This window comes from Amycolatopsis sp. AA4 (genome assembly GCF_002796545.1).
In the GTDB taxonomy this organism is placed as follows: Bacteria; Actinomycetota; Actinomycetes; order Mycobacteriales; family Pseudonocardiaceae; genus Amycolatopsis.
The window spans coordinates 4,029,769-4,054,974 of sequence record NZ_CP024894.1 but is presented as its reverse complement, the minus strand read 5'-3'; the positions used below and the strand labels follow the sequence as shown (position 1 = coordinate 4,054,974).

Genomic DNA, 25,206 nt, shown 5'->3' with positions numbered 1-25,206 from the left:
ACAAGATGACCATCACGAACGCGCGCCGCCTCGACACCGCTCTTCCGGCTTCGCTGACGCAGGCCCGGCTCGAGCGCCTGGCCGCCCTGGTCGCCGCTGCCGGAGCCCAGCGGGTCGTCACGACCTCGCCCTACACCGGCGCACCGCTCGCGGACCTGCCCGTCTCCACCCCCGACGACGTCGAGGAGGCCTTCGCCCGGGCACGCGCTGCCCAGGCCGGCTGGGCGGCGACCCCGGTGGCCGACCGCGCGCGCATCCTGCTGCGCTTCCACGACCTCGTCCTTCAGCGGCAAGAGCAGGCTCTAGACCTGATGCAGGCCGACAGCGGCAAGACCCGTCGCGACGCCTTCCTCGAGGTCGGCGACATCGCCGTCACCGCCCGCTACTACGCGCGCAGCGCACGGCGGCTGCTCTCGCCGAAGCGTCGCAAGGGCGCGATCCCGGTGCTGACCCACACCACCGAACTGCACCACCCCAAGGGCGTCGTCACCGTCATCTCGCCGTGGAACTACCCGCTCAGCATGGCCGCCGGCGACGCCATTCCGGCCCTGCTGGCCGGCAACGCCGTGGTGCAGAAGCCCGACACCCAGACCGCACTGACCGCGCTGTGGGCGATGGAGCTGATGCGCGAGGCCGGATTGCCCGCCGACGTGTGGCAGATGGTGATCGGCCGCGGCAGCTCCATCGGAGGCGCGCTCATGGCCGGCGCGGACTACCTGATGTTCACCGGCTCCACCGCCAGCGGGCGACAGATCGCGCGCGACGCGGGCGAGCGGCTCATCGGCGCGTCGCTGGAGCTGGGCGGCAAGAACGCCATGGTGGTGCTCGCCGACGCCGACATCGAGAAGGCCGCCGCCGGTGCGGTCGCCGCCTGTTTCCCCTCGGCCGGGCAGCTGTGCGTGTCCGTCGAGCGGCTTTACGTCGCCGACGAGATCCACGACGCGTTCGTGGCCGCGTTCGTCGAGCGCACCCGGGCCATGCGCCTGGGTGCTGCCTACGACTTCTCGATGGACATGGGCTCGCTGACCACGCCCTCGCAACTCGAGACGGTCAGCGCACACGTCGGCGACGCGGTGTCGAAAGGCGCGACGGTGCTGGCCGGCGGCCGCGCCCGTCCCGACCTCGGGCCGCTGTTCTACGAGCCGACGATGGTGGCGATGGCCAACGCCACTCCGTACGGACTCAACGCGAGCGTCTGGGGCCGCAACGGCGCCGAGGCCCGCAAGGTGGCGCGACGGCTGCACGCCGGCACCGTCAACGAGGCGTTCGCCGCCGCCTGGGGCAGCATCGACGCCCCCATGGGCGGCATGGGCGACTCGGGCCTCGGCCGCCGGCACGGCGCCGACGGACTGCTCAAGTACACCGAAGCCCAGACCGTCGCCCACCAGCGGCTCCAGGGCTTCAACCCGCCCCGCGGAATCGAGCACGAGCAGTGGGCGCGGCTCCTGACCCGGGCGTTCAAGATGCTGCGCGCACTGGGCGTCCGATGACCACGAAGTCGCCACGGTTCGCCGTCCGCCCCCGTACGAAGGAAGATCAGCCATGACCAAACGCGTCCTCCACGTCGTCACTAACGTCGGCCACTACGACGACCCGTCCCACGCCACCGGGTTGTGGCTCTCCGAGCTTACGCACGCCTGGCACGTGTTCGCCGAGGCGGGCTTCGACCAGACCCTGGTCAGCCCGGCAGGCGGCGCAGTGCCGCTCGAACCGCGGTCGCTGAAGTTCCCCAGCTACGACAAGACCGCCAAGGCCTGGCGCGCCGATCCCGCGAAGATGGATCTCCTCGCGACCACGAAGAGCCCCGAGGAGATCGACTCCGCCGACTTCGACGCCGTCTACTTCACCGGCGGCCACGCCGTGATGTACGACTTCCCCGACTCCGAGGGCCTTCAGCGCATCACCCGCGAGATCTACGAGCGCGGCGGCATCGTCTCCTCGGTCTGCCACGGTTACTGCGGCCTGCTCAACACCCGGCTCTCCGACGGCTCCTACCTCATCGACGGCAAGCACATGACCGGCTTCGCCTGGCAGGAGGAGGTGCTCGCCCGCGTCGACAAGCTGGTGCCCTACAACGCCGAGGAACGCGCGAAAGAGCGCGGCGCGCTCTACAAGAAGGCCAAGCTGCCGTTCGTCTCCTACACCGTGACCGACGGCAACCTCGTCACCGGCCAGAACCCGGGCTCGGCCAAGGCCACGGCGCAAAAGGTCGTCGAGGCCCTCGCGGGCAACGCGTCGCAGGCCCAGCCCTGAGACGCGCAACTCGTCGCCGTGGGGACCTCTGGCCGTGGGCCAACCCCGGGGAAGCTCCTCGGCGGCGTCCGCCTGCTGAGCGCCGGCGATCTCGCCCAGCAGGCCGGAGCGGCCGGCCGTCATTCCGGTGCGCCGGGCATCGCCGAGGCGTCGTAGGAGAGCAGCTCCCAGCTGTGGCCGTCCGGGTCGTCCACCGCGCGGTTGTAGAGCCAGCCCATGTCCTGCGGCGGGCGCGGCTCCGAACCGCCCGCCTTCACGGCGGCGTCGGCCAGCTGGTCGACCTCCTCCCTCGACTCGGCTGGCACCGCGAGGATCGACTCGATCGCGCTGGAGGCGACGGGGCGAGAGGTGAACTGGCTGAACTGCTCGTGCGTCATGAGCTGAACGGTCACCGCCTCCCCGAGAATGACCTGCGCGGAAGTGTCGCCGGTGAACTGCGGGTTCAGCTCCCCGCCCAGCGCCAGGTAGAACGCGGTGCTCGCGTCCAGGTCGGCGACCGGCAGGTTGACGTAGATCTGCTTGAAAGCCATGGGTGCTCCTCGGTTCTGGTAGCCAGGCGTTCCGGCTGATCACGAACCTACGGCCCGACCTCGGCGTCGGTCTTGTACAGGAGCGACACCATCTCCCCGGCGTCGGGACGACGCAGCTGGGTCGCCGTCCGGCCCACGAACCGGGTCAGGGACCGCGCCAGATGCGGCTGGTCGTGGTAGCCGACCAGATGCACGACGTCGGCCGCGGCCACGCCCTGGCGCAGCAGCATCGCGGCCTGCCGCACCCGCTCGATCTGCCGGATCGTGCCCTGCGTCAGGCCCGTGGCCGCGGAGACCCGGCGCTGCACCGAGCGCGGGGTGACCAGTATCGGCCGGTCGCCGGCGAGGACGTCGGTCACCAGCGGGTCGCGCGCCAGCAAACCCGCCCGGACCAGGCGGTCCACGAACGTCTCCGCGTTCTCGTAGGTGGGGATCTCCCACTCGGTGTTCTGCAGCACGAACGAGCGCGGCGTCGTGAACGGGCTCGACACGCTGCCGTCCACCAGCCCGCCGACCGGCAGATTCCGCAGGAAGGCGCCGTGCCGGAAGATCACGCCGAACGCGCTGCCCAGTCCGCCGCCCAACGGAACCACGGTGGGCCGGGTCTCCGGACCGCGGACCGACACGGCGGTCTCCCCGGCCGACGCCCACACCAGCAGCTCCCAGTTCGAGTTCACGACCGACACCATGCGTTCGGGCACGAACCCGCCCTGCCCGCCGTCCGGCCCCACCCGGTAGACGCCCTCGACATAGGGCGAGTCCGACACGCGGTACTCCAGCCCTGGGATCCCCTCAACCCGGTCGAGCGACACGCCCGGAAGCGTAGCGCGCAGCGACCGGACACCCGGTCAGGTCCCGACGAGTATCCGCAAGAAGAAGAACGAGCCGACGCAGAACGCGGCCATGACGACGAACATGCACCCCAGCACGGCCCGGCTGGTCTTCTCCACCGGATACGACTCCGCCGGCGAGCCGGGATTGACGCACACCGTCAGGGCTTGCCGGACCGGCAGCGGCTTGGCCTTGCTCCAGACCGTCTTCCCTTGATAGGTGCGGCCGTCCGGACCGGCGTACTGGTAAACACTGAGGTACGAAGGCGACGTGGACGGATCGTCGCCACTGCCCACCCCGGGCACGGCGTGGTGGCCGACGACCACCGCCTGGACGTGCGGCCAGGTCCGCATCCCCTTCTCCCGGCGCCGGAGCTTGCGCATCTGGAACACCGAGATCAGGACCACCGCCAGGACGAAGCCTCCCCAGCAGCACCACGCCACGATCTGCACAGTCCGCACGAACCCCAGCCTTCCTCGTCCGGCGATCCGCCGATCAGGGAAAGACCGGCACGCCGGCGGTGGGACTCCGCCGAAGGCCGCGCGGTTCCCTAGATCGCCACCGACGGCGAGGGTGTCCAGTGCCGCTACGGGGAATCCGCGTCCAGGATCAACATCGTCATGTCGAGGACTCTTTGGTAGTACTCGCGACCGTGGGCGTCGAGTTCGGGGATGACCCGGACGAGCCGCTGTTCGCAGTCGGCGAGGATGTTCCATCGCCAGTCGTCCAGGACACCCTGCTGCGCAAGCCAGGCGGAGACACAACCGGAGGGGTGTGCGTCAAGCAGCACCAGATCGAAGCCCGCCACGTCGGCGCCTCGCCACCCGCTCGGGAACGGCGCCTTCCGATGCGCCTCCCACAGCGTCGCGACAGCTGCCAGCCGCTCCGTGTGATCCAACGGCTTCCTCCCCCGGTGCCATGACGCGCGAGCGTCGGCATTTCCGCCGTCTCCGGGCCGTGCCGGAGCTGATAATGATCATTTCATGTCACGCCGTCGAACCGCCGTCCTGCTGGGCGCCCTCGCTCTTTTCACCGCCGCGTGCTCGTCGGCTCCGGACATCGCCCCGCCGACGATCGGCGGATCCCTGGTGGTGGCGGGCAAGGACAAGGCCGGGCAGCCCGCGGTGTGGCGGGTGACCGAAGGCGCCGCGACGCCGTTGCTGAGCGGGAACACCGCGCCGAAGCTGCCCGCCGTGGCGCTGTCGCCGGACGGCCGGACGCTCGGCTACATCAACGGCTCCGGCCGGATCGTGGTGCACGACGTCGCCGCGGGCACCGAGATCGTCGCCCAAGCCTCGGTGACCGGTCCGCTGTGCGCGGCCTGGGCTCCCGACAGCGCGCGCTTCGCGATCACCGCCGACCAAGGAGTGTCCACAACAGACCGCAAGGGCGTCGTGACCGGTCTCATCACCCGGTCCAGCGGCTTCTACCACGAGACCGGACCCGGCTCCTCGGGCGACTCCCGGGAGGTCGTGTCCGGGATGACGTGCGCCCGCTGGACCGACCCGGACACGGTGCTGGTCGGCCGCTACAACGGCGAGCTGCCCTCGGCGATGCCGACCGGCGGCGGCGCGCTCGCGCCGAACGCGACAGTCGTCGGCCACGTCGCCGCGGGTACCGTCCAGGACCTGCCCCAGAAGGAAGACCTCCTGCGCACCTGCCAGGGACACGTGCTGCTGCACCGGGCGCCCGATCCGGCCGTGGTCGGCCCGACGCTCCTCGCGGACGCCTCCGACCTGTCGCGCACCGCCGAAGTGCCGATGGGCGCCGGTGACCTCGCGTGGTTCTTCCAGCCGGGAACCTGTGCGCTCGTGGTCGTTTCACACACCGGCGACGAGGACAGCTACGACTACACCGTCAAGCTGTTCGACCCGGTCACCGGGCAGCAGCGCAGCTCCCGCACGCTGCCGATCGCGCTGGGCGGCGACAGCGGCATCAACGGACCCTTCCTCAGCACCTCGGTCGTCCCGTCCCCGGCGCCGGGCGCGCTCGCCGCGGCGTTCACGGACGACAACACGCACCAGCTGATCGTCGCGGACCTGGCGACCGGCGGCACCCGCCGCGTGGACGGGCCGTGGAGCGAGGCCACGCAGGTGCTCGGCTGGATCCCGGGCGCGAGCACCGCCAAGTAGGGCCCGGCGCCCGCGGCCAGTCCGGACACTCCCCCGTGTCGCCCATCGTGGGTCAGCGGGACGGGCGCGCCTCGGCGAGATCCGCGAAGGTGCGGAGCAGGACGTGCGCGAGGTTGTAGACCACCGCGCCCGGCGGTGCCTGGCCAGCCTGTTCCACGGTTCCCACAATGCTCGTCATCGGTTTGCCCGCGGTCTTCGCCGCCGCCGCGACCGAGCTGATCGCCTGTGCGACAACGGGTTCCGCCGCTCCGCCAGGGAGGCCGAGCGCCACCGCGAGATCGGCGGGCCCGACCAGAACCGTGTCGACGCCCGGGATCGCGAGGATCTCCGCTGCCGCCGCGACGGCCTCCGGAGTCTCCAGCATCGGGACGACGATCGTCGTCTCCGCGGCGTGCCGGAGGTGCTCGGCGGCGCTGCGGGCGCCGAACCGGCCGGCCCGGCTATAGGTCGCGAAGCCCCGTTTCCCGAGCGGCGGATAGTGCGCCGCCGCGACCGCCGACCGCGCCTGTTCCGCGGTGTCCACATGCGGCACGACCACCCCGTCCGCGCCGAGGTCGAGAACCCGCAGCATCAGCGCGGGCTCGTCCTCGCCGACGCGGACCAGCACCCCGAGCCCGTGCGCCTGGGCCGCGACGATGTGCTGCTGCAGCGGCACCAGGTCCGCCGGTCCGTGTTCGCAGTCGAGCACGACGAAGTCCAGGCCCGCCACCCCGGCCATCTCGACCAGCGTCTCCGCGGGCAGCCGCAGTAACCCGCCGAGCAGCCGTTCCCCGGACTGCAGCCGGTGTTTCAGCGTGGTCATCGGGCCACCATCCCCGCCGAAAGGTCGATGTCGGCCGCGCACAGTCCCGGCATCGCGAGCATCGCGAGCACCGCCGCGGCCACTTCCGCCTCGGTGACCATCCGGCCCAGCGCGGCCCGGCTCGTGAACGCGCGTTCGGCCTCCTCGTAGCTGACGCCGGTCCGCTCGGCCTCCAGCCGGAAGTTCCGCTCCATCCGCGGGCCGTCGACCGGGCCCGGCGACAGCGAATTCACCGCCACGCCGAACGGTCCGACCTCTCCCGCGAGCGTCGCCGTCAAGCCCAGTACGGCCATTTTGGACGCGCAGTACGGCGTGCGGCGCAGCAGCGGACGCTTCCCGCTCACCGACGCGAGGTTGACGACGTCCCCCGCGCCCCGTGCCACCATCGGCGGCAGGAAAGCCCGGCACACCAGGTAAACCCCGCGCACGTTGACGCCGAAGACCTCGTCCCATTCCTCCGGCTCGACGTCGACGAGCGGTTTGACCGGCCCCGCGACCCCGGCGTTGTTGACCAGCACCGAAATCTCCTCGTCGGCGACCTCGGCGGCGAGCGCGGCGACCGAATCCGGATCGGCGACGTCGCACACCGCTGCCCGGCCCGGACCCGGCAGCGCCGCGACAGTCTCCTCGAGGGTGTCGCGGCGCCGCCCGGCCACGACCACCCGCGCACCGGCTCCCGACAGCGCGCGGGCGATCGCGCGGCCCAAACCGTTCCCGCCGCCGGTGACGAGCGCGGTCCGTCCGGCGAGCTGGGCCGTCACGCCGGGTTCCACGACAGTTCGCCCCGCCGGAATTCCGCCGCGCGCACGTCGCCGGAGCGGGCATGCCCCTCGAACAACTCGACCCGCGCCGCGCGCCCGCACACCTCGCCGAGCCGCACGCTCGATTCGCTGCTCGTGACCTCCTGATAGGTGACCGTCTTGAGGTACTTGCCCACCCACAGCCCGCCGGTGTAACGCGCGGCGCCCCGCGTCGGCAGGACGTGGTTGGTGCCGATCACCTTGTCCCCGTAGGACACGCACGTGCCCGGGCCGAGGAAAAGCGCGCCGTAGTCCCGCATCTTGTCCAACGCCTGCCGCGGGTTCTCGGTCAGCACCTGGACGTGCTCGAACGCATAGGTGTCCGCCAGCGCGAACGCCTCGTCGAGATCGTCCACGACATGGATCTCGCCGTGGTCGCGCCAGGCCGGAGCGGCGAAATCGCGCGTCGGCATCCCGGGCAGCAGCGCCTCGACGTGTTCCAGCACCTCCCGGGCCACGTCCTCGGACGTGGTGATCAGCACCGCCGGGGAATCCGGGCCGTGTTCGGCCTGGGACAACAGGTCCACCGCGACGACGAACGGATCGGCGGTGCGGTCGGCGACGACCAGCACCTCGGTCGGGCCGGCGAACAGGTCGATGCCCACCTCGCCGAACAGCTGCCGCTTCGCTTCCGCGACATAGGCGTTGCCCGGACCGGCGATGAGGTCGACGCGCCCGACGGTCTCGGTTCCGACCGCCAGCGCGGCCACTGCCTGCACCCCGCCCAGCAGGTAGATCTCGTCCGCCCCGGCCAGATGCATGGCCGCGACGGTCGCTTCCGGCACCTCCCCGCGGATCGGCGGCGTGCAGGCGGCCACCCGCGGCACCCCGGCGACCTTCGCGGTCACGATCGTCATGTGCGCGGACGCGGTCAGCGGGTACCGGCCGCCCGGCACGTAGGCGCCCGCGGCCGCGACCGGGACGTGCTTCTGTCCCAAGTAGACACCCGGAAGCGTCTCGATCTCGAACTCCCGCAGCGAGTCCCGTTGGCGTTGCGCGAAAGTGCGCACCTGGTCCTGGACGAACCGGATGTCGTCGAGCACCTGCCCGGGAACCCGGGCGACGATCTTCTCGATCTCCTCGGCGGACAGCCGGAACGACTCGGGCGACCACGCGTCGAATTTCTCCGAGCACTCGCGGACCGCGGCGTCCCCGCGTTCGCGGATGTCGGCGATGATCGCGCGGACCCGGTCGCCGACGTCGGTGCGCTCGGCGGCGACCTGCTCGGCCGGAACCGCGGATTTCAGGGTCTTGGGCATGCGAAACTCCTTCGGGAACGGGAAAAACTGCACAGCCAATCGGCTATTGCCGCGGCCGCGGCGCCGGGTGCCTCGTAGGTCAGCAGGTGCCCGGCTTCCGGGAGCACCCGCAGGACGGCGTTGCGCGCCCGCGCGGCGATCGCGCGGTGGAACTCGGGCGGGCACAACCGGTCCTGTGCCCCGGAGACGACGAGCACCGGACAGGACAGGCCCGCGACCGCCGCGTGCGCGTCGCGCCGGGTCGCCTGGGCGGCGAGCTGGGCGCGGAATACCTCGGGGCCGACCCGTCGTGCCATGGCGAGAAAACGCCGGTGCCACACCGGATCCGGGCCGGAGAACATCGTCGGCAGGATCTCCTGCGCGACCACCGCGTCGAACTCGCCCTCGCGGGTGCGGCGGTCGAACCGGGCCCACGCGGCGAGCTGCTCCGCGGTCGGCGCGCCGGCATTGGTCGAGACGGCGCAGAAACCGGCGAGCCGCTCCGGCGCGCGGCGGGCGACCTCGAACCCGGCGATCGCCCCGAGACTGAGCCCGGCGAGCACGAATGGGCCCTCGACCGCGGCCAGGATCTGCTCGGCCATGCCGCCGAGGTCCGGTGCGGTGATCTCGGCGTGCACCACCGGCCCGGGGAGGTGCGGGAGGACGTCCGCCCAGACCTCCGCGTCGCACAGCATCCCCGGGACCAGCACCACCGGCAGGTCGGTCACCGGGCGGCGGCGCCGGGCAGCAGATGCCACGGCGCGAGATAGCCGTTGTGGTCGAGGCCCACGCCGGCGTCGGCCGCCGCCTTGACCACCTCGTCGTCCCAGTCGAGCCGCACGCGGCCGTCGCCGCTGTTGACGACGAGCAGCGTCGCCTGCTCCGCGGCGACGTTGCGGACGCTCCGCCAGGCACCGCGCGGCACGGAAACCATGTCCCACGGGCCGAGGCGCACGCTCACCTCGTCGTGCCGGTTGAGCGTGACCTCCCATTCGCCGTCCTTGACCAGCAGCACCTGCGTTTCGTCGTGCCGGTGCAGGGGAATTCCCTCGCCCGGCTCGGCGCGCAGCCACGCCACGTTGTGCCCGTGCGGGTGGTAAATCCGCGGCTCCTGGTCGCGGTCCTCGGTCATGCCGAAGCCGATCACCGGGGCCAGCTCGGCGCGTCCGCCGGGCACGGCGTTGCCCAACAGGGCGCGGCCGGACCACTGCAGGTCGTCGGGCGTGGCCACGCGGCGGCGCAGCTTCGCCGCGTCGTAGGACGGCAGGGCGGCGATGTCGGCCGGAGCCATCGGCTGGATCAGCTCCGCCTCGTCGGGCAGCTCGTCGCCGGCGAGAGTGTCGACCAGCCGGTTGTCTGCGGTCAGGTGCAGGCCGTGCCTGCCCGCCTCCCGCAGCACCGACGGACCCCAGATGATGCCGCCGGTGTCGTCGTGGCCCAGGACGGTGAACAGCCAGCCGTCGTCCGGGCCGATGTTGGTGAACCCGCGGAAAATCCACGTCGGGATCGAGGCGATGTCGCCCTCGCGCAGCACCAGCTCGCCTTCGTCGCCGTCCGCGCCCCAGCGGAGCAGGAACTCGCCGCGGAAGCACAGGAACACCTCGGCGGTGAAATGCAGGTGCAGATTGTTGGTGATCCCGTGCGGCATCGCCGCCGCCCCGATGTTGAACCCGTGCGGCTCGCGCAGGTTCACCACCTGGTCCGCGTTCTGGGTCACCCCCGGGCCGATCATCGAGTAGTTCTCCTTGCGGTCCGACCCCGGCGTCCGGCAATCGATGAACGCCTGGTCGCACGACACGAAATCGGCCCGCCGGATCGTCCGGCGCGCCAGCTCGCCCGCCGGCACCCGCACTTCGTCGGTACGCATGGGCACCCCTCCGGAAATCTCGGTGTTAATACGTATGCATAGGACCATCGCGACCGGATTCTGTCAAGCAGGTCCAGCGTCCGGCTTTCCCGCGAGCCGCGGGAGGAACGTCCGGGATTTCCGCTAGGATCCGTATGCATGGAGCCGTCGCGCGGAAGAGGAGCCGATGCCGATCACGAGTCATGACGTGGCCCGGCTCGCCGGGGTCTCGCAGCCGACCGTCTCCCGGGCGCTGCGCGGGGACCACCGGGTCTCGGAGGCCACCCGCACCCGCGTGCGCGAGGCGGCGGACGCGCTCGGCTACGTGCCGAGCGAGGCGGGCCGGAGCCTGGCCACGCGGGCGACGCACTGCGTCGGCGTGGTCGTCACCGACCTGACCAACCCCTTCTACCCGCACCTGATCGGCCCGCTGCACGACACGCTCGAACAGCACGGCTACCGGATGATGCTGTTCGCCGAACGCAGCGAGGCCGCGCTGGAGACCGAACGGCTGCTCGACCGGTCGATCGACGGGGTCGTGCTCACCACAGCGGTGATCGGCTCCGGCCTGCCCGCCGAACTGACCCGCCGGGGCCTGCCGTTCGTGTTCCTCAACCGCGAAACCGGGGCGGGCAGCGCCGACGCGGCGGTGGTCGACAACGAGGCGGGCGGGCGGCTGGTCGCCGAGGAGCTGCTGCGGCTGGGCCACACCGACCTCGCGCTGATCGGCGGGCCGGCCGAGACCACCACCGGCCGCGACCGCGAACTCGGCTTCCGGATGGGCCTTTCCGAGGCGGGCATCGGGCTGCCGCGCCGCCGCGTCCGGCAGGGCCCGTTCGACTACGGGACCGGATACGACGGACTGCTCGACCTGATGTCCGAGGGCCTGCGGCCCACCGCGGTGTTCTGCGGCAACGACGTCATCGCGATCGGCGCGATGAACGCGGCCCGGCGGCTCGGCCTGGACATCCCCGGCGACCTCACCGTCATCGGGTTCGACGATCTGCCGATGGCCGCCTGGGAGACCTTCGACCTGACGACCGTCCGGCACGACCTCGACGGCATGGCCAAGGCCGCGGCGGGCCTGCTGGTCGAACGCCTCGGCGGGAACGACGAGCCCCCGCGGCGCACTGTGTTCGCACCCTCCCTGGTGCCCCGCGGCACGCACGCGCCGCGCTGACCTCCGCTGCCGTCGCCCCGGCAGCGGAGGCACGGCGGCTCACCGGGCGTATTTGTCCGCGGACAGGTCGCTGCGGTAGGTCTCCTTCATGAACACCGTGATCACCACGAGCGCCAGCACCGCGGCGGCCGCGAGGTACATCCACACCGCGTAGATCGTGCCGGACTTCGCCACCAGCAGCGTGGCGACGAACGGCGTGATGCCCATGAAGATCGAGAACGAGCAGTTGTACGCGATCGAACTCGCGCTGAACCGGGTCCGGGTCGCGAACATCTCCGCCGCGCATACCGTGACGATGCCGGTCAGGAAGAACTCCGGCACCAGGTAGATCAGCTGGCTCGCCACCGCGGCCCCGAACGTGCCCGCCTGGCCGACCCGGAACGCCAGCGGCACCAGCACGACGCAGCAAACGGCACCGGTGATGAGCATCGGCTTGCGCCCGATGCGGTCGGAGATCGCGCCGGCGAGCGGAAGCAGCGGGATCAGCACCGCGACCGAGATCATGTTCGACAGCCACGCCGCGGACTTCGGCAGGTGCAGCGTTTCCGACAGGTACTCCGGATAGAACGTGACCCAGGTGTAGGACAGGATCGCCAGCATGATCGACGCGCCGCAGAACACCAGGATCGGCCGCCACTGGGAACGCAGCGCCTCGCGCAGCGGAGCCTCGACGACGTTCGTGCCGTGCTCGGTGGCCGCGACGAATTCCGGCGTCTCGTCGAGGCGGCTGCGCAGCCACACCCCGATCGCGCACAGCGGCAGCACCGCGAGGAACGGGATCCGCCAACCCCAGCTGTGCAGGGCCGCGTCGCTGAACAAGGCGCTCATCAGCGCTGCCGTGCCGGCGCCGGCGAGGATGCCGAAGAAGCAGCTGTTCGACGCGAACGACGTGTAGAACCCGCGCCGGCGCGGCTCGGCCCACTCGACCACGAACGCGACCGCGCCGACGTACTCCCCGCCCGCGACCATGCCTTGCAGCACCCGCAGCACCAGCAGGATCAGCGGGGCCGCCAGCCCGATCTGGCCGTACGTGGGGAGCACGCCGATCGCCGCCGTGGAAACGCCCATGAACAGCACCGTCCACAACAGCACCCGCTTGCGCCCCAGCCGGTCGCCCCACCGGCCGAGGACGGTCCCGCCGAGCGGGCGCACCAGACAGGCGATCGCGATCACCGCGTACGCGCTCAGCACGCTGGCGGTGTGGTCGCTCGACGGGAAGAACGAGGCCGCGAGCACGGGCGCCATGTAGCCGTAAAGCCCGTAGTCGAACTGTTCGACGAAGTTGCCGATACTGCCGGCGAGGATCACCCGGCGGATCGCCTTTCGTCGTCCGGTCGCCTCAGCGGACGCGGCTGCGGTCGGCGTGACGGTGGACATGACACCTCCAGTGGCGTCTCACAACGGCTCAGCCGTTTGCATACGTATGGATGGCAACTTAAGTGGCCGGGGTCACCGGGTCAAGGTTGCCGTCCGCGCGAATTTTTCCCAGGCAGCGGCCGCAAGATCACCTGCGGCACGGCTTCGGCCCGTCCGCTTGTCTCCGTTAATGCATACGGATACAGTGCCCACCGCCATCCTCTGCCGAGAAAGGACACCGCCATGCCGCTCGATCCGGTCGCCTACCAGCCCTACGAGGACCCGGACGACTTCATCCGCGAGGTCACCGACCGGATCTGGGTGCAGCGCGACATCTCCTACATCGTCGACAACTACGAACCCGACTCGATTGTGCACGGCGGCCTCGGCACCGTGACCGGGCGGGACGGCGTCATCGAGGGCAGCCTGATGCGGATCGCGCAGGTGCCGCAGCACGTCGGCCAGGCCGAGGACGTCGTCTGGGAGGCCAGGGGCGACGACGCCTTCCTCAGCTCGCACCTCGTCTTCTCCGCCGACATCCACCTCGTGAACGGCCGGCCGGTCCCGATCCGCAAGCGCACCATCGCGAACTGCCTCTACCGGCGGGGCCGCATGGTCGAGGAATGGGTCGTCCGCGACGATCTCGCCGACTGCCTGCAGCTCGGCCTCGACCCGGCCGAGGTCGCGCGCGGGCTGCGGTTCCGCGGCTACGAGGGATCGATGACGAAACCGGCGCCCGCCGACGTCCTGGCCGCCGGCGACAGCGGGCCGCGCCCGGACGAACACCGGCCCGAATGCGAGATGGTGCTGGAGTTCGTCGAGGAGGTCTGGAACGCGCGCCGCTTGCACAAGGTGGCCGATTTCATGCACCGGGACCTCTTCCTGCACACCGTCGGCGACCGGACCGTGCTCCGCCCGGACGGTTACCAGAAGGATCTGCTCGCCCAGATCGCGCCGTTCCCGGACGCCCGGTTCGAGATCCGCGACGTCCAGGCGAACGACGCCGCGCGCTACGCGGGGCTGCGCATCGCCGTGCTGTGGGTCATGCGCGGCACCTACCGCGGCGTCGCCGATTTCGGGCCGCTGACGGGCAAACCGGTCGAACTGCTCGGCGTGTCCCAGTTCCTCGTCCAGAACGGCCGGATCGTGCGCGAGGTCCGGGTGTTCGACCAGATCTCGCTCCGGGCGCAGATCAACAGCCACGAAAGCTCGTTCGCCGACACCAACATCTACTGAGCGCGCCGCCGCGTCCGTCCGCTTAGGATCGGCCGATGGAGCAGGAATCCCGCGACGGCGACCGGGTGACCCTGAACCAGCTGCGGGCGTTCGTCACGGCCGAAAGCCAGGGCTCGTTCACCCGGGGCGCGGCCCGGCTGGAGATTTCGCAGGCCTCGATGTCGGAGATGATCCGGCGGCTCGAGGAAGAACTCGACGCGGTCCTGTTCCATCGCGGCGCGCGCCGGCTGACGCTGACCGCGGCCGGCGAGGAGCTGCTGCCCTACGCGCGCCGTGCGGTCCACGCGGCCGACGAAGGGGTCCGCGCCGTGCAGTCGCTGGGCTCGCTCGGCGGCGGCACCGCCACCTTCGGGGTCCTCCGCAACGCGGACTACTACCTGCTCGGCAATCTCGCGCAGACCTTCCACCGCCGGTATCCGTCGGTCAAGGTCCGGCTGGTCGGGCAGAACTCCGCGGAGACCGCGGACGCCATCCGGGCGGGCGACGTCGAGGCCGGGCTCATCGTGCTCCCGGTCGACGACGAGGGTCTGGACATCACCCCGCTGATGCGGGACGAGGTGCTCTACGTGAGCGCCGACCCGGCCGCGGTCGCGAAACCGGTCAGCATCGAGCGTTTCGCGGCCGCGCGGCTGGTCCTCTACGACGCCCGCTACGGCTGGCGCGATCCCACGCGCCGCCAGCTCGCCGACCGCGCGCAGCTGGCCGGCGAGCGGATCGAACCGGTCTTCGAGATCGAGCACGTGGAAGCCGCGCTGAAACTGGTCGCGGACGGGGCCGGGGACACGATCGCCAGCACCGCCGTGGTCCGCAGCGCGGCGTTCCCGCCGGGTCTGCACACCGCACCGTTCGAGGAGCCGCTGTTCGACACGATCGCCATCGCGCGCAAGCGGGGCCGTCCGCTGTCGCGCGCCACGCGGGAACTGGCCCGGCTCGCCGAAGACGCGGTCAGCGACGCCCGCGGCCCGGCGGCGCGGCCCCGCCGCTAGCCCGTCCGGTGTGGACAGTCCGGACCCGGAGGCATCGGACGACCCGATGGTTCGGTCAGGTTCGCACCCTCTGGTCCGGGGGCCGGATCGCGCTTACCGTCTCGTGCCATGCGAATCACCCCCTCCGAGGCAGCCCAGCTCGGCCCGTTGACCTGGCTCAAGAAACCCGCCGTGGACGGCCCTCCGGCCCAGCGCGACCCCCGCGTCGTCGAACGCGTCACCGAGATGCTGCGCGACATCGAACGCCGCGGCCTCGCCGCCGTCCGCCAGTACGCCGAGGAACTCGACGGCTGGACCGGCTCCCTGGAAATCGGCCAGGAGGAACTGCGCCGGTCCGGCGACCAGCTGCCCGCCGACGTGCGCGCGGCCCTCGAACTCGGCCACGAGCGCACCCGCCGGTTCGCCGACGCGCAGCGCGAGCACCTGGCCGACTTCGAGGTCGAACTGGCCGATTCGGTCGTCTGCGGCCAGCGCTACGTGCCGGTCGGCCGGGTCGGCGCGTATCTGCCCGCCGGCCGGTTCCCGTTGCTGGCCAGCGCTTTCATGACCGTCGGCGTCGCCAAGGCGGCCGGCGTGCCGTCCGTCCTCGCGTGCACGCCGCCCTCGGGCGAGCACGGAGCCCACCCGGCGGTGCTGTACGGCGCCTACCTCTCCGGCGCGGACCGGGTTTTCGCCGTCGGGGGCGTGCAGGCGCTCGGCGCGATGGCGTTCGGGCTGCTGGACGAAGCCCCGGTGGACATGCTCGTCGGCGCGGGCAACGCGTATGTCACCGAAGCCAAACGGCAGCTGTTCGGCCGGGTCGGCATCGACCTGCTCGCCGGACCGTCCGAAGTGGCCGTGCTGGCCGACGAGACCGCCGACCCGGAGTGGGTCGCGGCCGACCTGCTCGGCCAGGCCGAGCACGGGCCCAACTCCCCGGCCGCGCTGGTGACGACCTCCGAGGAACTCGGCCGCCAGGTCGTCGCGGCGGTCGAGCGCAGGCTGGAGACGCTGGCCACCCGCGAGGTCGCCGGTCCGGCCTGGCGCGACTTCGGCTCGGTCGTCGTCGCCCGCGACCGCGCCCAGGCCGCCGCGGTGAGCGACGTCTGGGGACCCGAGCACCTGGAGATCCAGACCGCCGACGACGACTACTACCTCAAGACCCTCACCAACTACGGTTCGCTGTTCCTGGGCCGGTGGAGCACGGTCGCCTACTCCGACAAGGGAATCGCGGGCACCAACCACGTCCTGCCGACCGGCAAGACCTCCCGCTACAACGCCGGGCTGTCGGTCTCGCGCTTCCTCAAGCCGCTCACCTACCAGCGCGCCGGGAAGGACGGCACCGCGGCGCTCGCCCCGGCCGTGGAACGGATCTCCGCGTTCGAGGGCCTGGCCGCGCACGAGGCCACCGCGACGATCCGCATCGAGCACCTCGGCCGCCACTCCGGCGCGTTCGACGGCACGCCCGCGGTCGACCGGAACTGAGTCCGGCTCCCCGGACCGGCCCGCCCCCACCTCCTGCCGGGACACCCGGCACCGAAAACCAGACAGAGGCTGATGACATGTCCGCACCCGCCAACGGAAAACGAACGGCGGCCGCACCGGCACGACTGCGGCGAGAACTGAAGGTCACGGACGCGGCCGCGTTCTCCGTGGGGCTCATCGGCCCGGTCGGCGCGATGGCGCTGCTGGGAGTGGGGGCGGCCGGACTGCTCGGCGAAGGCGCCACGTGGGCCTTCGTCTTCGCGATCCTCGGCGTTTCGCTCGTCGGCTACGGATTCGTCAAACTCTCGCAGCACATCTCGCACACCGGGTCGGTCTACGCGCTGGTCGGCCGCACGCTCGGACCGCGCGCCGGATTCGTCGCCGGTGCCGCGTTGTTCACCGCGTACGCGACCATCGGCACCGGCTCGACGATCGAGATCGCTTTGTTCTTCAACAAAGTCCTCGGACAGCTCGGCCTGATCGGGTCCGGCGCCACCGAATGGATCTGGACCGCGCTGGTCGCGCTGGTGCTCGTCGTCGTGCTGTCGCTGAGCGAAATCCGGGTCATCACCAGGATTCTGCTGATCTGCGAACTGGCCGGCGCCGCGCTGGTCGGCCTGCTCAGCGTCGTGATCATCGTCCGCGTCGCGACCGGGCACGGCCCGCACGGGCAGAGCTTCAGCTGGAACTTCCTGCACCTGCCCGCCGGGACCGGGGTCGGCACGATCGCCGGGGCCGCGGTGTTCGGGTTCCTCGCGTTCGCCGGGTTCGAGGGCGCCGCGTCGCTCGGCGAGGAGACGATGAACCCCAAGCGGGAGATCCCGCGGGCGTTGAAGATCACCATCCTGGTGGTCGGGGTGTTCTTCCTGCTCGCGATCGTCGGACAGGCACTGGGCTACGGCACCGGGCCGGACGGGGTGAAGGCGTTCGCCGCGGCCGAGGATCCCTACGGCGATCTCGCGGCGCAGTACCTCGGCAGCGCGATGGGCGTCCTGCTGAACCTGGTCGCCAGCGTGAGCCTGTTCGCGATCACCCTCGGCACGGTCAACGGCGCTGCCCGCGTCGGTTACGCCCTGATCCGCGACGCCGGGGTTCCCGGCCCGGTGGTGCGGCTGACCAAGCGCGGCGCGCCGGTCGGCACGATCGTCGTGACCAGTGTCCTGATCCTGTGTTTCGCCGTCGGACAGCGGCTGGCCGGCACCGGCGTCGTGGACGCGACCTTCTACTGGCTCACCATCGGGACCATCGCCCTGCTGGTCGCCTACGCGATGGCCACCACGGGCGCGTTCCGGTTCCTCTTCCTCAGCGGCAAGCCGAAAGCGCCTCGCTGGCAAGCGATCGTTCCGGTGCTCGCGTTCGCCTTCATCGTGTACACGATCTTCAAGAACGTGGTCGGCGTGTCGGGGCCTTACCGGTTCTTCCCCTACATCATTCTCGCGGTTCTCGTTGTCGCGACGGTGGTCGTCGTCGCGGTGCCCGGTCTCGCCGACCGGGTCCGCGAACGGATCACCGATCAGGGGGACGGAGAATGACCCGCATCGTCTGCGTCCAGCTCGCTCCCCGGATCGGCGACGTGGCCGCGAACCACCGGCAGATCGTCCGCACCATCGCCGAAACCACCGCCGGGGGCGCGGACATCCTCGTGCTGCCGGAACTGGCCACCAGCGGATACGTCTTCGAGTCGGCGGCCGAGGCCGCGGACTGCGCGATCGCGCCGGGCGACCCCATGATCGGCGAGTGGGCGGCTGCCGTCGACGGCGGTTCGGTGGTCGTGTGCGGATACGCCGAGCGCGGCCCCGACGGCGTCCTCTACAACAGCGCGGTGCTGTTCGACGCCACCGGAGTGCTGGCTCAGTACCGCAAAACCCACCTGTGGGACCGGGAAAAGCTGTTCTTCACCCCGGGCAGCCATCCCCCGCCGGTCGCCGAGACCCGGTTCGGGCGGATCGCGGTCATGGTCTGCTACGACCTCGAGTTCCCGGAGTACACCCGCCGGGTCGCGCTCGACGGCGCGGACCTGATTGCGGTCCCGACCAACTGGCCCGAAGTTCCCCGCCCAGTGGGCGAACGGCCGCCCGAGGTCCTCCTCGCCCAGGCCGCCGCGCGCGTCAACCGGGTCGCCATCGCCTGCTGCGACCGCTCCGGAACCGAACGCGGCCAGCGCTGGACCGAGGGAACGACGATCGTCGACCAGGACGGCTGGATAGCCGCGGTCGCGGGAGCCGACGGACGGGCGCAGTGGGACACCGACCTGGCCGCGGCCCGGGACAAAACCCTCAGCCCCCGCAACCACCTCTTCGACGACCGCCGCACTGAGCTGTACGGCCGCTGAGCCGCTCGTTACCGGGCGGGCTCGTGGAGCCAGGGCGAGCTGGTCGCCCAGAACATCACGTTCGCGCCGAGCCGCTGCGTGGCGAACTGGACGAACTCGTCGCGGCTGTACGGTTTCCCGGTCTCCGGGTTGACGTACTGGAAGTCCGGTTCCTGCACGGCCATCGCGACGAGCGGGAGCTGTCCCCGGTAGCGTTCGAAGAACGGGTAGGAGTTGGCCATCTGGGCGGGCCGGTTCGGCAGGACGTCCGGACCGCCCAGCCCCATGCCGTGGCTTTTCGCGAAGGCGAACGCCCGGCCCATGTAGTCGTGGTCGTTCTTCCATTCGCACGGCCAGAAATTGAGGTATTGGACGAACGCCGACTTCGCGAAGACCTTCCGGCCGTACGCCATGTTGTCCAATTCGGCCTGGAAATAGCTGTCGCAGGTGAACCCCGTGCGGTCCTTCGCGGTGTTCACCTCCACCGACGTTTCGGGCAGGTTCACGCCCGCGACCCGTCCGTCGAAGCGGTGGGCGAGTTCCTTCAGCAGCTTCTGGAACCGGTGCCGCACGGCGGGATTCCACTGCGCGGCGACCGCGCCGGGAGGGCCGACGCCGAGGTCGTTCTCGTTCACCGTCTCCGCCGCGCCGCCGCGGTACTCCGGATCGTTCAGCAGGTATTTCGGCAGGCCCGGCGGAAGCGCGAAGAACCGGTCCTGGAGTTGCAGGAACAGTTTCTTGTGATGACTGTTCACGTAGTCGAGGGCCCGGTCGATCTCGGAGAAGTCGTACCGGTCCTTCTGCGGTTCGAGCATCCGCCACGGGAACAGCAGCTGCACTCCCTTCACATCGGGCCGGTCGAGAAGCGGCTTCACCGTTTCGTCGAAGTCGCCGATCGAAGCGTACAGATAATTGTCGGCTCCCGGCGCGGGGCTGGACGCGCTGCTCGGCGCGCAGACCGCGGCCGCCATCAGAGCTGCGAGGAAAACACTCGCGACGGTTCGTTTGATCAGCACGGAACAGAACGTAGGGCCGCTTCATGAAAGAAAAATGAGAGCAGCGGCTCAGGAGATGGCCTGCTCCGGTGTTTCGGCGTCCGGGAACGCGATGCTGATCGCCGTGCCGCCGCCGGGCGGGGAATCCACGCTGATCCGGGCGTCGTGTGCGCGGGCGGTCTTGGCGACGATCGCCAGCCCGAGACCCGACCCGGGCCGGGACCGCGCTGAAGGGCCGCGATAGAACCGGTCGAAGATCTTCGGCAGCTCTTCCGCGGCGATTCCCGGTCCCTCGTCGCGCACGGTCAGCACCCCGTCTCGCAGTTCGACGCTGACGGTGTCCCCCGCTTCGCCGAATTTGGCGGCGTTGTCGAGAAGATTCGCCACTGCGCTGCGGAGCGTTTCCGGGTTTCCTTCCACCACAGCCGGTTCCAGCTCGGTGCGAAACCGAACGCTCGGCCAGTGCCCCGCCGCGTCAGCGACGGCCCGCTTCGCGAGCACGTCGAGGCGCACGTCCTCCGGCTCGGTGTCGGGTTCGTCGCCTCGCGCGAGTTCGATCAGGTCGGCGACGAGCTGGGTCATCCCGGCGAACTGGCGATGGATCCGTTTCAGGATCCGATCCTGTTTCTCGGGTTCGAGAGGACCGGAGAGCGCGAGCAGATCGATGTCCGAGCGGAGGGAAGTCAGCGGCGTCCGCAGTTCGTGCGAGGCGTCCGCGACCAGCCGCCGCTGGGCGGTGAGGGATTCCTCGAGCGCCGCGAGCATCGCGTTGAACGTGCGGGCGAGCTGCGCGATCTCGTCGTTGCCGCGAGCCTCGATGCGGACTCCGGGGTCGCGGGTTTCGGCGATTCGCTTGCTGGTGCGCGCGATCGCGGTCAGCGGGCGCAGGCCCGCGCGGGCGACGAAGTATCCGAGAACCGCCGCGAGCAGGATCCCGGCGACCCCCGCGCCGAGCAGGATCATCCGGATCCGGGACAGGCTCTGCTCGACGCCGTCGGCGCGGACCCCGACCTGCAGCGCGCGGCCTTCGCCCAGCGGAGCGGCGAGCAGGCGGAGCGGGTGCCCGCGGACCACCGCGTCGCTGAACGTGCGGTCGAGCCGCCCGGCCGCGACCTCGCGCGTCTCGGCGGTGACCGGCAGGTTCGCCGGAGACCCGGGATCCGGCGCGGGCTGGTCCGCCCGGACGATCTGGCTGCACGCGGGCGTCGCGATCCACTCGCAGTCGCTCACCCCGGTCCCGCCCGAGCGGCCGGCCTTGATCTCCAGCTGGATCCGGTTGGCTTCGCGGGTGAGCCCCACGTCGAGCTGGCGGTGCAGTTCGCGGTCGAAGAAGAAGTACGCGGCGGTCGCGGTGGCTCCGACGGCCAGCGCCACGCACACCGCGGACAGCAGCGCGATCCGGGTGCGGACCGCCGGACCGCGGGTCACGGCAGTCTCAGCTGGTATCCGATGCCGCGGACGGTGTGCACCAGCCTCGGCTCGCCGTCAGCTTCCAGTTTCCGGCGGAGGTACCGGACGTAGACGTCGACGGAATTGCTCGACGGCCCGAAGTCGTACCCCCACACCCGGTCGGTGATGATCTCCCGGGTGAGCACCTGGCCCGCGTTGCGGACCAGCAGCGCGAGCAGCGCGAACTCGGTTTCGCTGAACTGGATCACCCGGGACCCGCGGACGCCCTGCCGGGTCGCCTCGTCCAGCGTGAGATCGGCGAACGCGAGACGGTCGCCGCCGACGTCGCGGGTCCGGCGCAGCAGCGCCCGGATCCGGGCGAACAGCTCGCCGAGGTCGTACGGCTTGAGCACGTAGTCGTCCGCGCCCGCGTCCAGGCCGTCGATGCGGTCCTGGGCAGCGGTCCGCGCGGTCAGCGCGACGATCGGGGTCCGGTCGCCGGCCGAACGCAGCGCGCGGCAGACCGCGAGCCCGTCCAGTGCCGGCATCATCACGTCCAGCAGGATCAGGTCGGGACGCAGGTCCGCGACCGCGCGCAGCGCCTCCGCCCCGTCGCAGGCGGTGTGCACCGCGTAGGACTGCGTCTCCAAAGCGTCGGTCAGCGCCTCTCGCACGGCGGGTTCGTCGTCCACCACGAGAAGGGTTCCGACATTCGTTCGCTGATTCATGTGAGCCCCAGGATAACCCGGCGGAAACGCCCCTCGCGGCGGAGCGGCTTAATGAAGCTCTCATTTTCGGCGCCCACCCTGGCCGCATGATTGATTCGCACTTGACCTCCGCTCCCCCGGCGGAACGGTCCGTCGTGATCGCGGCGGGCGGGACCGGCGGGCATATCTGTCCGGGGCTGGCTCTCGCCGACGCCCTCCGTTCGCTGCGCCCGGAAACCCGCGTCTGTTTCACCGGCACGACCCGCGGCATGGAATCCCGCCTGATCCCCGCCGCGGGCTACCGGCTGCACACCGTCGACATGATCCCGTTCGCGAAAAACCTCGGCGCACGGCGGTTTTCGCTGCCGATCGCGCTCGCCAGGGCGTCCTGGCAGTGCGCACGGCTGCTGCGGCGCGAGAACGCCGCGGTCGCGGTCGGCATGGGCGGTTACGCCAGCGCGCCGCTGATCGCCGGGGCCCGGCTGGCGGGCGTTCCCGCTCTCATTCACGAATCGAACGCGGTCGCCGGACGGGCCAACGCGTTTTCCGCGCTGCTGACCGAAAACGTCGCCGTGGCCGGGGAAACAACCGGACTTCCCCGCCGCGGCCGGATCGTCGGAATGCCGCTGCACCGGCATTTCGCCGGCTTCGACCGGACTTCGCTGCGCCCCGCCGCGCGCCGAAGTCTCGGCATTCCGGAAGACGCATTCCTGGTATTGGTCAACGGCGGAAGCCAAGGCTCGGCCCGGCTGAACGAGGCCGCGGTGGAGCTCGCCCGAACCTGGCGAGCCGATCCCGGCGTCCGCTTCCTGATCAAGGCGGGCGCGGGCGGGGCCGAGCCGCTCAACGCCCGCCTCGCCGCGGCCGGAGCCCCGGCCACCGCGGTGGACTACCTGGACCGGATGGATCTCGCTTACGCCGCAGCCGATCTCGCTGTCTGCCGGGCGGGCTCGGCCACGGTCGCCGAACTGGCGCGCGTCGGCCTGCCCGCGGTGCTCGTGCCCTACCCGCACGCCCCGCGCGACCACCAACGACACAACGCCGAAGCACTCGCCGCGAAGGGCGCAGCCGAGCTGCTGCCCGACGAAGCGGTCACCGGAACGGCGCTCGCGACGGTGCTCGGCTCGCTGCGCGACAACCCGGCACGACTCGCGCGGATGGCCGACGCGAGCGCGGGAACGTCGATCCCGGACGCCGCCGACCGCCTCGCCCGCTGGGCTCTCGACCTCGCCGGACTGACCGCACCCGCACGTGAAGGGGCACTCGTCTGATGACGGACTGGAACGGCAAACGAGTTCTCGTGACCGGAGCCGAAGGATTCATCGGCAGCACGCTCGTGCAGGAACTGCTGCGCGCGGGCGCGACCGTGCGGGCCTTCGCGCACTACAAACCCTATGGCACCAACGGTTATCTCGCCGAGTTTCTCGACGACGTCGAACTCGTGCCCGGCGACGTGCGGGATCCCGGCCGGGTGGCCGAGGCGGTGTCCGGCTGCGACACCGTCTTCCACCTCGCCGCCCTGATCGGCATCCCCTACAGTTACCAAGCACCCGATTCGTACGTGGAGACGAACGTCGCCGGCACGCACCACGTCGCCGCGGCCTGCCTGCGGCACGACGCCCGGCTCGTGCACACCTCGACCAGCGAGGTCTACGGGACCGCGCGCAGCGTCCCGATCAGCGAAGAGCACCCGCTGCAACCGCAGTCGCCGTACCCCGCCTCGAAAATCGGCGCGGACATGCTCGCGCTGTCCTACTGGCATTCGTTCGGCCTGCCGGTGACCGTCGCGCGCCCGTTCAACACCTACGGTCCGCGCCAGTCCGCCCGGGCCGTCATCCCGGCGATCCTCGCGCAACTGCACGGGGGCGTCCGCGAAATCCGGATCGGGTCCACCTCGCCAACGCGCGACTTCACGTACGTGACCGACACGGTGGCCGGGTTCCTGGCCCTGGCCGGTGCCCCGGCCACGTGCGGCCGGGTGGTGAACATCGGCACCGGGAACGAGATCTCGATCGGCGGCCTGATCGACCTGCTCGCCGAGATCACCGGGACGGAGGCGACGGCGCGGGAGGACCCGGACCGGATCCGTCCCGCAGGCAGCGAGGTCGAACGCCTGGTCTGCGACAACCGGCTGATCGGCGAACTGACCGGCTGGTCCACGCGGGTCAGCCTGCGCGAAGGCCTCCGGCACACGTCGGATTGGCTCAAGGCGAACCGGGACGCCGATGCGCACCGCTACCAGGTCTGACGACGCGCCGGCCAGGTCGCGGCACCGGTGCCGCGACCTGGCGCTGTGCGGCACGGCCCTGCTGCTGACCGCAGCGCTGGCCGGGCTGGTCCCCGGCTCGGCGCTGGACAGTTTCCTGCCCTGGCTCGCGGTCCCGGCAGCCGCGCTCGCCGTCCTCTCCGCACTGCTGCGTTCCCGGCGCGGTACCGCAACGGCCCTCGTGCCTTTGCTCGTCTGGGCCGGGCTGTTCGCCCCGCAGATGCTCGCCGCCGACCGCGGCGGACCGGCCGCGCTCGTCGTCGCCAGCCACAACCTCGGCGGCCGAGCCGACGCCGCGTCCGTGGCCCGATCCGGCGCGGACCTGGTGGCGCTGCAGGAAATCACGGCCGCGAACAGCGCACCGGTCAGCGCCCGACTGGACCCGACGCACCCCTACCGGGCCCGCGTCGGAACGGTCGGGCTGTGGAGCCGATATCCCCTCCGCGAAGTCTCGCGGATCGACCTCGGACAGGGCTGGGCCCGCGCCCTGCACGCGGTGGCCGCGACGCCCGAGGGACCCGTCAGCGTCTACGCCGTGCACCTGGCGTCTGTCCGGATTGGACACACCGCCTTGCGCGACCGCACGCTGCGCGCCCTGACCCAACACGTCCGAGCCGACCCGACCGCCCGGCTGCTCGTGCTCGGCGACCTCAACACCGCGTCCACGGACCCCCTGCTCGCGCCGCTGACCGAGACGTTGTCCGACGCGCGCGCCGGTTTCCAGTTCACCTGGCCCGCCGGGTTCCCGCTGACGAGACCGGACCACATCCTGACCCGCGGATTCGCCGCGGTCCGCACCGCCGTGCTCCCGGCAGGAGGCAGCGACCACCGTGCGGTGCTGGCCGGTCTTGCCGGGCACCCGGGCGCGTGACCGCTTGGCTCCT

25 protein-coding genes are annotated in these 25,206 nt (G+C 71.1%); 12 read left to right on the top strand and 13 right to left on the bottom strand.

The window, feature by feature from the left end; all coding sequences use genetic code 11:
* Positions 1 to 5 precede the first annotated feature (5 nt).
* Positions 6 to 1,490, top strand: a complete 1,485-nt coding sequence (locus tag CU254_RS18895; protein ID WP_009078411.1) for a succinic semialdehyde dehydrogenase — start codon at positions 6 to 8, stop codon at positions 1,488 to 1,490.
* A gap of 52 nt (positions 1,491 to 1,542) precedes the next feature.
* Positions 1,543 to 2,253, top strand: a complete 711-nt coding sequence (locus CU254_RS18890) for a type 1 glutamine amidotransferase domain-containing protein (protein WP_009078409.1) — start codon at positions 1,543 to 1,545, stop codon at positions 2,251 to 2,253.
* Between the two features lie 119 nt (positions 2,254 to 2,372).
* Here the strand turns inward: CU254_RS18890 and CU254_RS18885 are convergent, their stop codons facing one another.
* The 4 genes from CU254_RS18885 to CU254_RS43080 form a co-directional block, all read right to left on the bottom strand.
* A complete protein-coding gene (locus CU254_RS18885; RefSeq protein WP_009078407.1) occupies positions 2,373 to 2,783 on the bottom strand; it encodes a VOC family protein in 411 nt (136 codons plus the stop codon).
* A 47-nt stretch (positions 2,784 to 2,830) separates the two neighbouring features.
* A complete protein-coding gene (locus tag CU254_RS18880; RefSeq protein ID WP_286156964.1) occupies positions 2,831 to 3,595 on the bottom strand; it encodes a helix-turn-helix domain-containing protein in 765 nt (254 codons plus the stop codon).
* A 36-nt stretch (positions 3,596 to 3,631) separates the two neighbouring features.
* Positions 3,632 to 4,075: a DUF3592 domain-containing protein gene (locus tag CU254_RS43085; RefSeq protein ID WP_009078403.1), complete on the bottom strand. Its 444-nt coding sequence runs from the start codon at positions 4,073 to 4,075 to the stop codon at positions 3,632 to 3,634.
* A 125-nt stretch (positions 4,076 to 4,200) separates the two neighbouring features.
* Entirely contained in the window at positions 4,201 to 4,512 is a 312-nt protein-coding gene (locus CU254_RS43080) for a hypothetical protein (protein ID WP_009078401.1), read from the bottom strand.
* Between the two features lie 85 nt (positions 4,513 to 4,597).
* Here CU254_RS43080 and CU254_RS18870 point away from each other — a divergent pair, with 85 nt between their 5' ends.
* Positions 4,598 to 5,746 carry a hypothetical protein gene (locus CU254_RS18870; protein WP_009078399.1) on the top strand — a complete coding sequence of 383 codons (1,149 nt, stop codon included), beginning with the start codon at positions 4,598 to 4,600 and terminating at the stop codon, positions 5,744 to 5,746.
* 52 nt (positions 5,747 to 5,798) lie between these two features.
* Here CU254_RS18870 and CU254_RS18865 read toward each other — a convergent pair whose 3' ends face one another.
* Genes CU254_RS18865 through CU254_RS18845 form a run of 5 tightly spaced genes read right to left on the bottom strand, consistent with a single transcriptional unit; the run spans position 5,799 to position 10,453 of the window.
* Positions 5,799 to 6,548 carry an HpcH/HpaI aldolase/citrate lyase family protein gene (locus CU254_RS18865; RefSeq protein WP_037714132.1) on the bottom strand — a complete coding sequence of 250 codons (750 nt, stop codon included), beginning with the start codon at positions 6,546 to 6,548 and terminating at the stop codon, positions 5,799 to 5,801.
* On the bottom strand, positions 6,545 to 7,309 hold the full coding sequence (locus CU254_RS18860; RefSeq protein ID WP_234392844.1) for an SDR family NAD(P)-dependent oxidoreductase: 765 nt from the start codon (positions 7,307 to 7,309) through the stop codon (positions 6,545 to 6,547). Before CU254_RS18860 ends, CU254_RS18865 begins: the two co-directional genes overlap by 4 nt.
* The gene (gene hisD, locus CU254_RS18855) at positions 7,306 to 8,607 is read right to left on the bottom strand and encodes a histidinol dehydrogenase (RefSeq protein ID WP_009078393.1); all 1,302 of its coding nucleotides are present in this window, start codon (positions 8,605 to 8,607) and stop codon (positions 7,306 to 7,308) included. The genes CU254_RS18860 and hisD (CU254_RS18855) overlap by 4 nt, the downstream gene beginning before the upstream one ends.
* Positions 8,592 to 9,344, bottom strand: a complete 753-nt coding sequence (locus tag CU254_RS18850; RefSeq protein WP_199785928.1) for an alpha/beta fold hydrolase — start codon at positions 9,342 to 9,344, stop codon at positions 8,592 to 8,594. Before CU254_RS18850 ends, hisD (CU254_RS18855) begins: the two co-directional genes overlap by 16 nt.
* Positions 9,311 to 10,453 carry a cupin domain-containing protein gene (locus tag CU254_RS18845; RefSeq protein WP_037714129.1) on the bottom strand — a complete coding sequence of 381 codons (1,143 nt, stop codon included), beginning with the start codon at positions 10,451 to 10,453 and terminating at the stop codon, positions 9,311 to 9,313. Before CU254_RS18845 ends, CU254_RS18850 begins: the two co-directional genes overlap by 34 nt.
* 166 nt (positions 10,454 to 10,619) lie before the next feature.
* Between CU254_RS18845 and CU254_RS18840 the strand changes: the two genes are divergently transcribed.
* On the top strand, positions 10,620 to 11,612 hold the full coding sequence (locus CU254_RS18840; protein WP_009078389.1) for a LacI family DNA-binding transcriptional regulator: 993 nt from the start codon (positions 10,620 to 10,622) through the stop codon (positions 11,610 to 11,612).
* 39 nt (positions 11,613 to 11,651) lie between these two features.
* On the opposite strand, the gene CU254_RS18835 is transcribed toward CU254_RS18840, so the two are convergent.
* On the bottom strand, positions 11,652 to 12,989 hold the full coding sequence (locus CU254_RS18835; RefSeq protein WP_009078387.1) for an MFS transporter: 1,338 nt from the start codon (positions 12,987 to 12,989) through the stop codon (positions 11,652 to 11,654).
* A 222-nt stretch (positions 12,990 to 13,211) separates the two neighbouring features.
* Between CU254_RS18835 and CU254_RS18830 the strand changes: the two genes are divergently transcribed.
* From CU254_RS18830 to CU254_RS18810, 5 genes are all read left to right on the top strand, one after another.
* The gene (locus CU254_RS18830) at positions 13,212 to 14,204 is read left to right on the top strand and encodes an ester cyclase (protein WP_009078386.1); all 993 of its coding nucleotides are present in this window, start codon (positions 13,212 to 13,214) and stop codon (positions 14,202 to 14,204) included.
* Positions 14,205 to 14,239: 35 nt separating this feature from the next.
* On the top strand, positions 14,240 to 15,190 hold the full coding sequence (locus CU254_RS18825) for a LysR family transcriptional regulator (RefSeq protein ID WP_009078385.1): 951 nt from the start codon (positions 14,240 to 14,242) through the stop codon (positions 15,188 to 15,190).
* 108 nt (positions 15,191 to 15,298) lie between these two features.
* Entirely contained in the window at positions 15,299 to 16,654 is a 1,356-nt protein-coding gene (gene hisD / locus CU254_RS18820; protein ID WP_037714127.1) for a histidinol dehydrogenase, read from the top strand.
* Positions 16,655 to 16,731: 77 nt separating this feature from the next.
* Positions 16,732 to 18,186 (top strand): APC family permease, encoded by a 1,455-nt coding sequence (locus CU254_RS18815; RefSeq protein WP_009078382.1) that lies wholly within the window; start codon positions 16,732 to 16,734, stop codon positions 18,184 to 18,186.
* Positions 18,183 to 18,986: a nitrilase-related carbon-nitrogen hydrolase gene (locus tag CU254_RS18810; RefSeq protein WP_009078380.1), complete on the top strand. Its 804-nt coding sequence runs from the start codon at positions 18,183 to 18,185 to the stop codon at positions 18,984 to 18,986. The genes CU254_RS18815 and CU254_RS18810 overlap by 4 nt, the downstream gene beginning before the upstream one ends.
* An 8-nt stretch (positions 18,987 to 18,994) precedes the next feature.
* Here the strand turns inward: CU254_RS18810 and CU254_RS18805 are convergent, their stop codons facing one another.
* From CU254_RS18805 to CU254_RS18795, 3 genes are read right to left on the bottom strand one after another with little or no spacing between them, the layout of a single operon-like run.
* Complete coding sequence (locus CU254_RS18805; RefSeq protein WP_009078378.1) at positions 18,995 to 19,981, bottom strand: beta-galactosidase; 987 nt, start codon at positions 19,979 to 19,981, stop codon at positions 18,995 to 18,997.
* A 48-nt stretch (positions 19,982 to 20,029) separates the two neighbouring features.
* Positions 20,030 to 21,388, bottom strand: a complete 1,359-nt coding sequence (locus CU254_RS18800; protein ID WP_009078376.1) for a cell wall metabolism sensor histidine kinase WalK — start codon at positions 21,386 to 21,388, stop codon at positions 20,030 to 20,032.
* The gene (locus tag CU254_RS18795) at positions 21,385 to 22,077 is read right to left on the bottom strand and encodes a response regulator transcription factor (protein WP_009078375.1); all 693 of its coding nucleotides are present in this window, start codon (positions 22,075 to 22,077) and stop codon (positions 21,385 to 21,387) included. The genes CU254_RS18800 and CU254_RS18795 overlap by 4 nt, the downstream gene beginning before the upstream one ends.
* 86 nt (positions 22,078 to 22,163) lie before the next feature.
* On the opposite strand from CU254_RS18795, the gene CU254_RS18790 reads away from it, so the two are divergent.
* From CU254_RS18790 to CU254_RS18780, 3 genes are read left to right on the top strand one after another with little or no spacing between them, the layout of a single operon-like run.
* A complete protein-coding gene (locus CU254_RS18790) occupies positions 22,164 to 23,327 on the top strand; it encodes a glycosyltransferase (RefSeq protein ID WP_009078373.1) in 1,164 nt (387 codons plus the stop codon).
* The gene (locus CU254_RS18785) at positions 23,327 to 24,304 is read left to right on the top strand and encodes an SDR family NAD(P)-dependent oxidoreductase (protein ID WP_037714124.1); all 978 of its coding nucleotides are present in this window, start codon (positions 23,327 to 23,329) and stop codon (positions 24,302 to 24,304) included. The genes CU254_RS18790 and CU254_RS18785 overlap by 1 nt, the downstream gene beginning before the upstream one ends.
* Positions 24,282 to 25,193: an endonuclease/exonuclease/phosphatase family protein gene (locus CU254_RS18780; RefSeq protein ID WP_009078370.1), complete on the top strand. Its 912-nt coding sequence runs from the start codon at positions 24,282 to 24,284 to the stop codon at positions 25,191 to 25,193. Before CU254_RS18785 ends, CU254_RS18780 begins: the two co-directional genes overlap by 23 nt.
* The last annotated feature ends 13 nt before the right edge of the window (positions 25,194 to 25,206 follow it).

Bases quoted from the DNA above. Each gene is read 5' to 3' on its own strand.
- CU254_RS18895 (WP_009078411.1), top strand. From the start codon at position 6: ATGACCATCACGAACGCGCGCCGCCTCGACACCGCTCTTCCGGCTTCG.
- CU254_RS18890 (WP_009078409.1), top strand. From the start codon at position 1,543: ATGACCAAACGCGTCCTCCACGTCGTCACTAACGTCGGCCACTACGAC.
- CU254_RS18885 (WP_009078407.1), bottom strand. From the start codon at position 2,783: ATGGCTTTCAAGCAGATCTACGTCAACCTGCCGGTCGCCGACCTGGAC.
- CU254_RS18870 (WP_009078399.1), top strand. From the start codon at position 4,598: ATGTCACGCCGTCGAACCGCCGTCCTGCTGGGCGCCCTCGCTCTTTTC.
- CU254_RS18865 (WP_037714132.1), bottom strand. From the start codon at position 6,548: ATGACCACGCTGAAACACCGGCTGCAGTCCGGGGAACGGCTGCTCGGC.
- hisD (WP_009078393.1), bottom strand. From the start codon at position 8,607: ATGCCCAAGACCCTGAAATCCGCGGTTCCGGCCGAGCAGGTCGCCGCC.
- CU254_RS18845 (WP_037714129.1), bottom strand. From the start codon at position 10,453: ATGCGTACCGACGAAGTGCGGGTGCCGGCGGGCGAGCTGGCGCGCCGG.
- CU254_RS18840 (WP_009078389.1), top strand. From the start codon at position 10,620: ATGCCGATCACGAGTCATGACGTGGCCCGGCTCGCCGGGGTCTCGCAG.
- CU254_RS18835 (WP_009078387.1), bottom strand. From the start codon at position 12,989: ATGTCCACCGTCACGCCGACCGCAGCCGCGTCCGCTGAGGCGACCGGA.
- CU254_RS18830 (WP_009078386.1), top strand. From the start codon at position 13,212: ATGCCGCTCGATCCGGTCGCCTACCAGCCCTACGAGGACCCGGACGAC.
- CU254_RS18825 (WP_009078385.1), top strand. From the start codon at position 14,240: ATGGAGCAGGAATCCCGCGACGGCGACCGGGTGACCCTGAACCAGCTG.
- hisD (WP_037714127.1), top strand. From the start codon at position 15,299: ATGCGAATCACCCCCTCCGAGGCAGCCCAGCTCGGCCCGTTGACCTGG.
- CU254_RS18815 (WP_009078382.1), top strand. From the start codon at position 16,732: ATGTCCGCACCCGCCAACGGAAAACGAACGGCGGCCGCACCGGCACGA.
- CU254_RS18810 (WP_009078380.1), top strand. From the start codon at position 18,183: ATGACCCGCATCGTCTGCGTCCAGCTCGCTCCCCGGATCGGCGACGTG.
- CU254_RS18795 (WP_009078375.1), bottom strand. From the start codon at position 22,077: ATGAATCAGCGAACGAATGTCGGAACCCTTCTCGTGGTGGACGACGAA.
- CU254_RS18790 (WP_009078373.1), top strand. From the start codon at position 22,164: ATGATTGATTCGCACTTGACCTCCGCTCCCCCGGCGGAACGGTCCGTC.
- CU254_RS18785 (WP_037714124.1), top strand. From the start codon at position 23,327: ATGACGGACTGGAACGGCAAACGAGTTCTCGTGACCGGAGCCGAAGGA.
- CU254_RS18780 (WP_009078370.1), top strand. From the start codon at position 24,282: ATGCGCACCGCTACCAGGTCTGACGACGCGCCGGCCAGGTCGCGGCAC.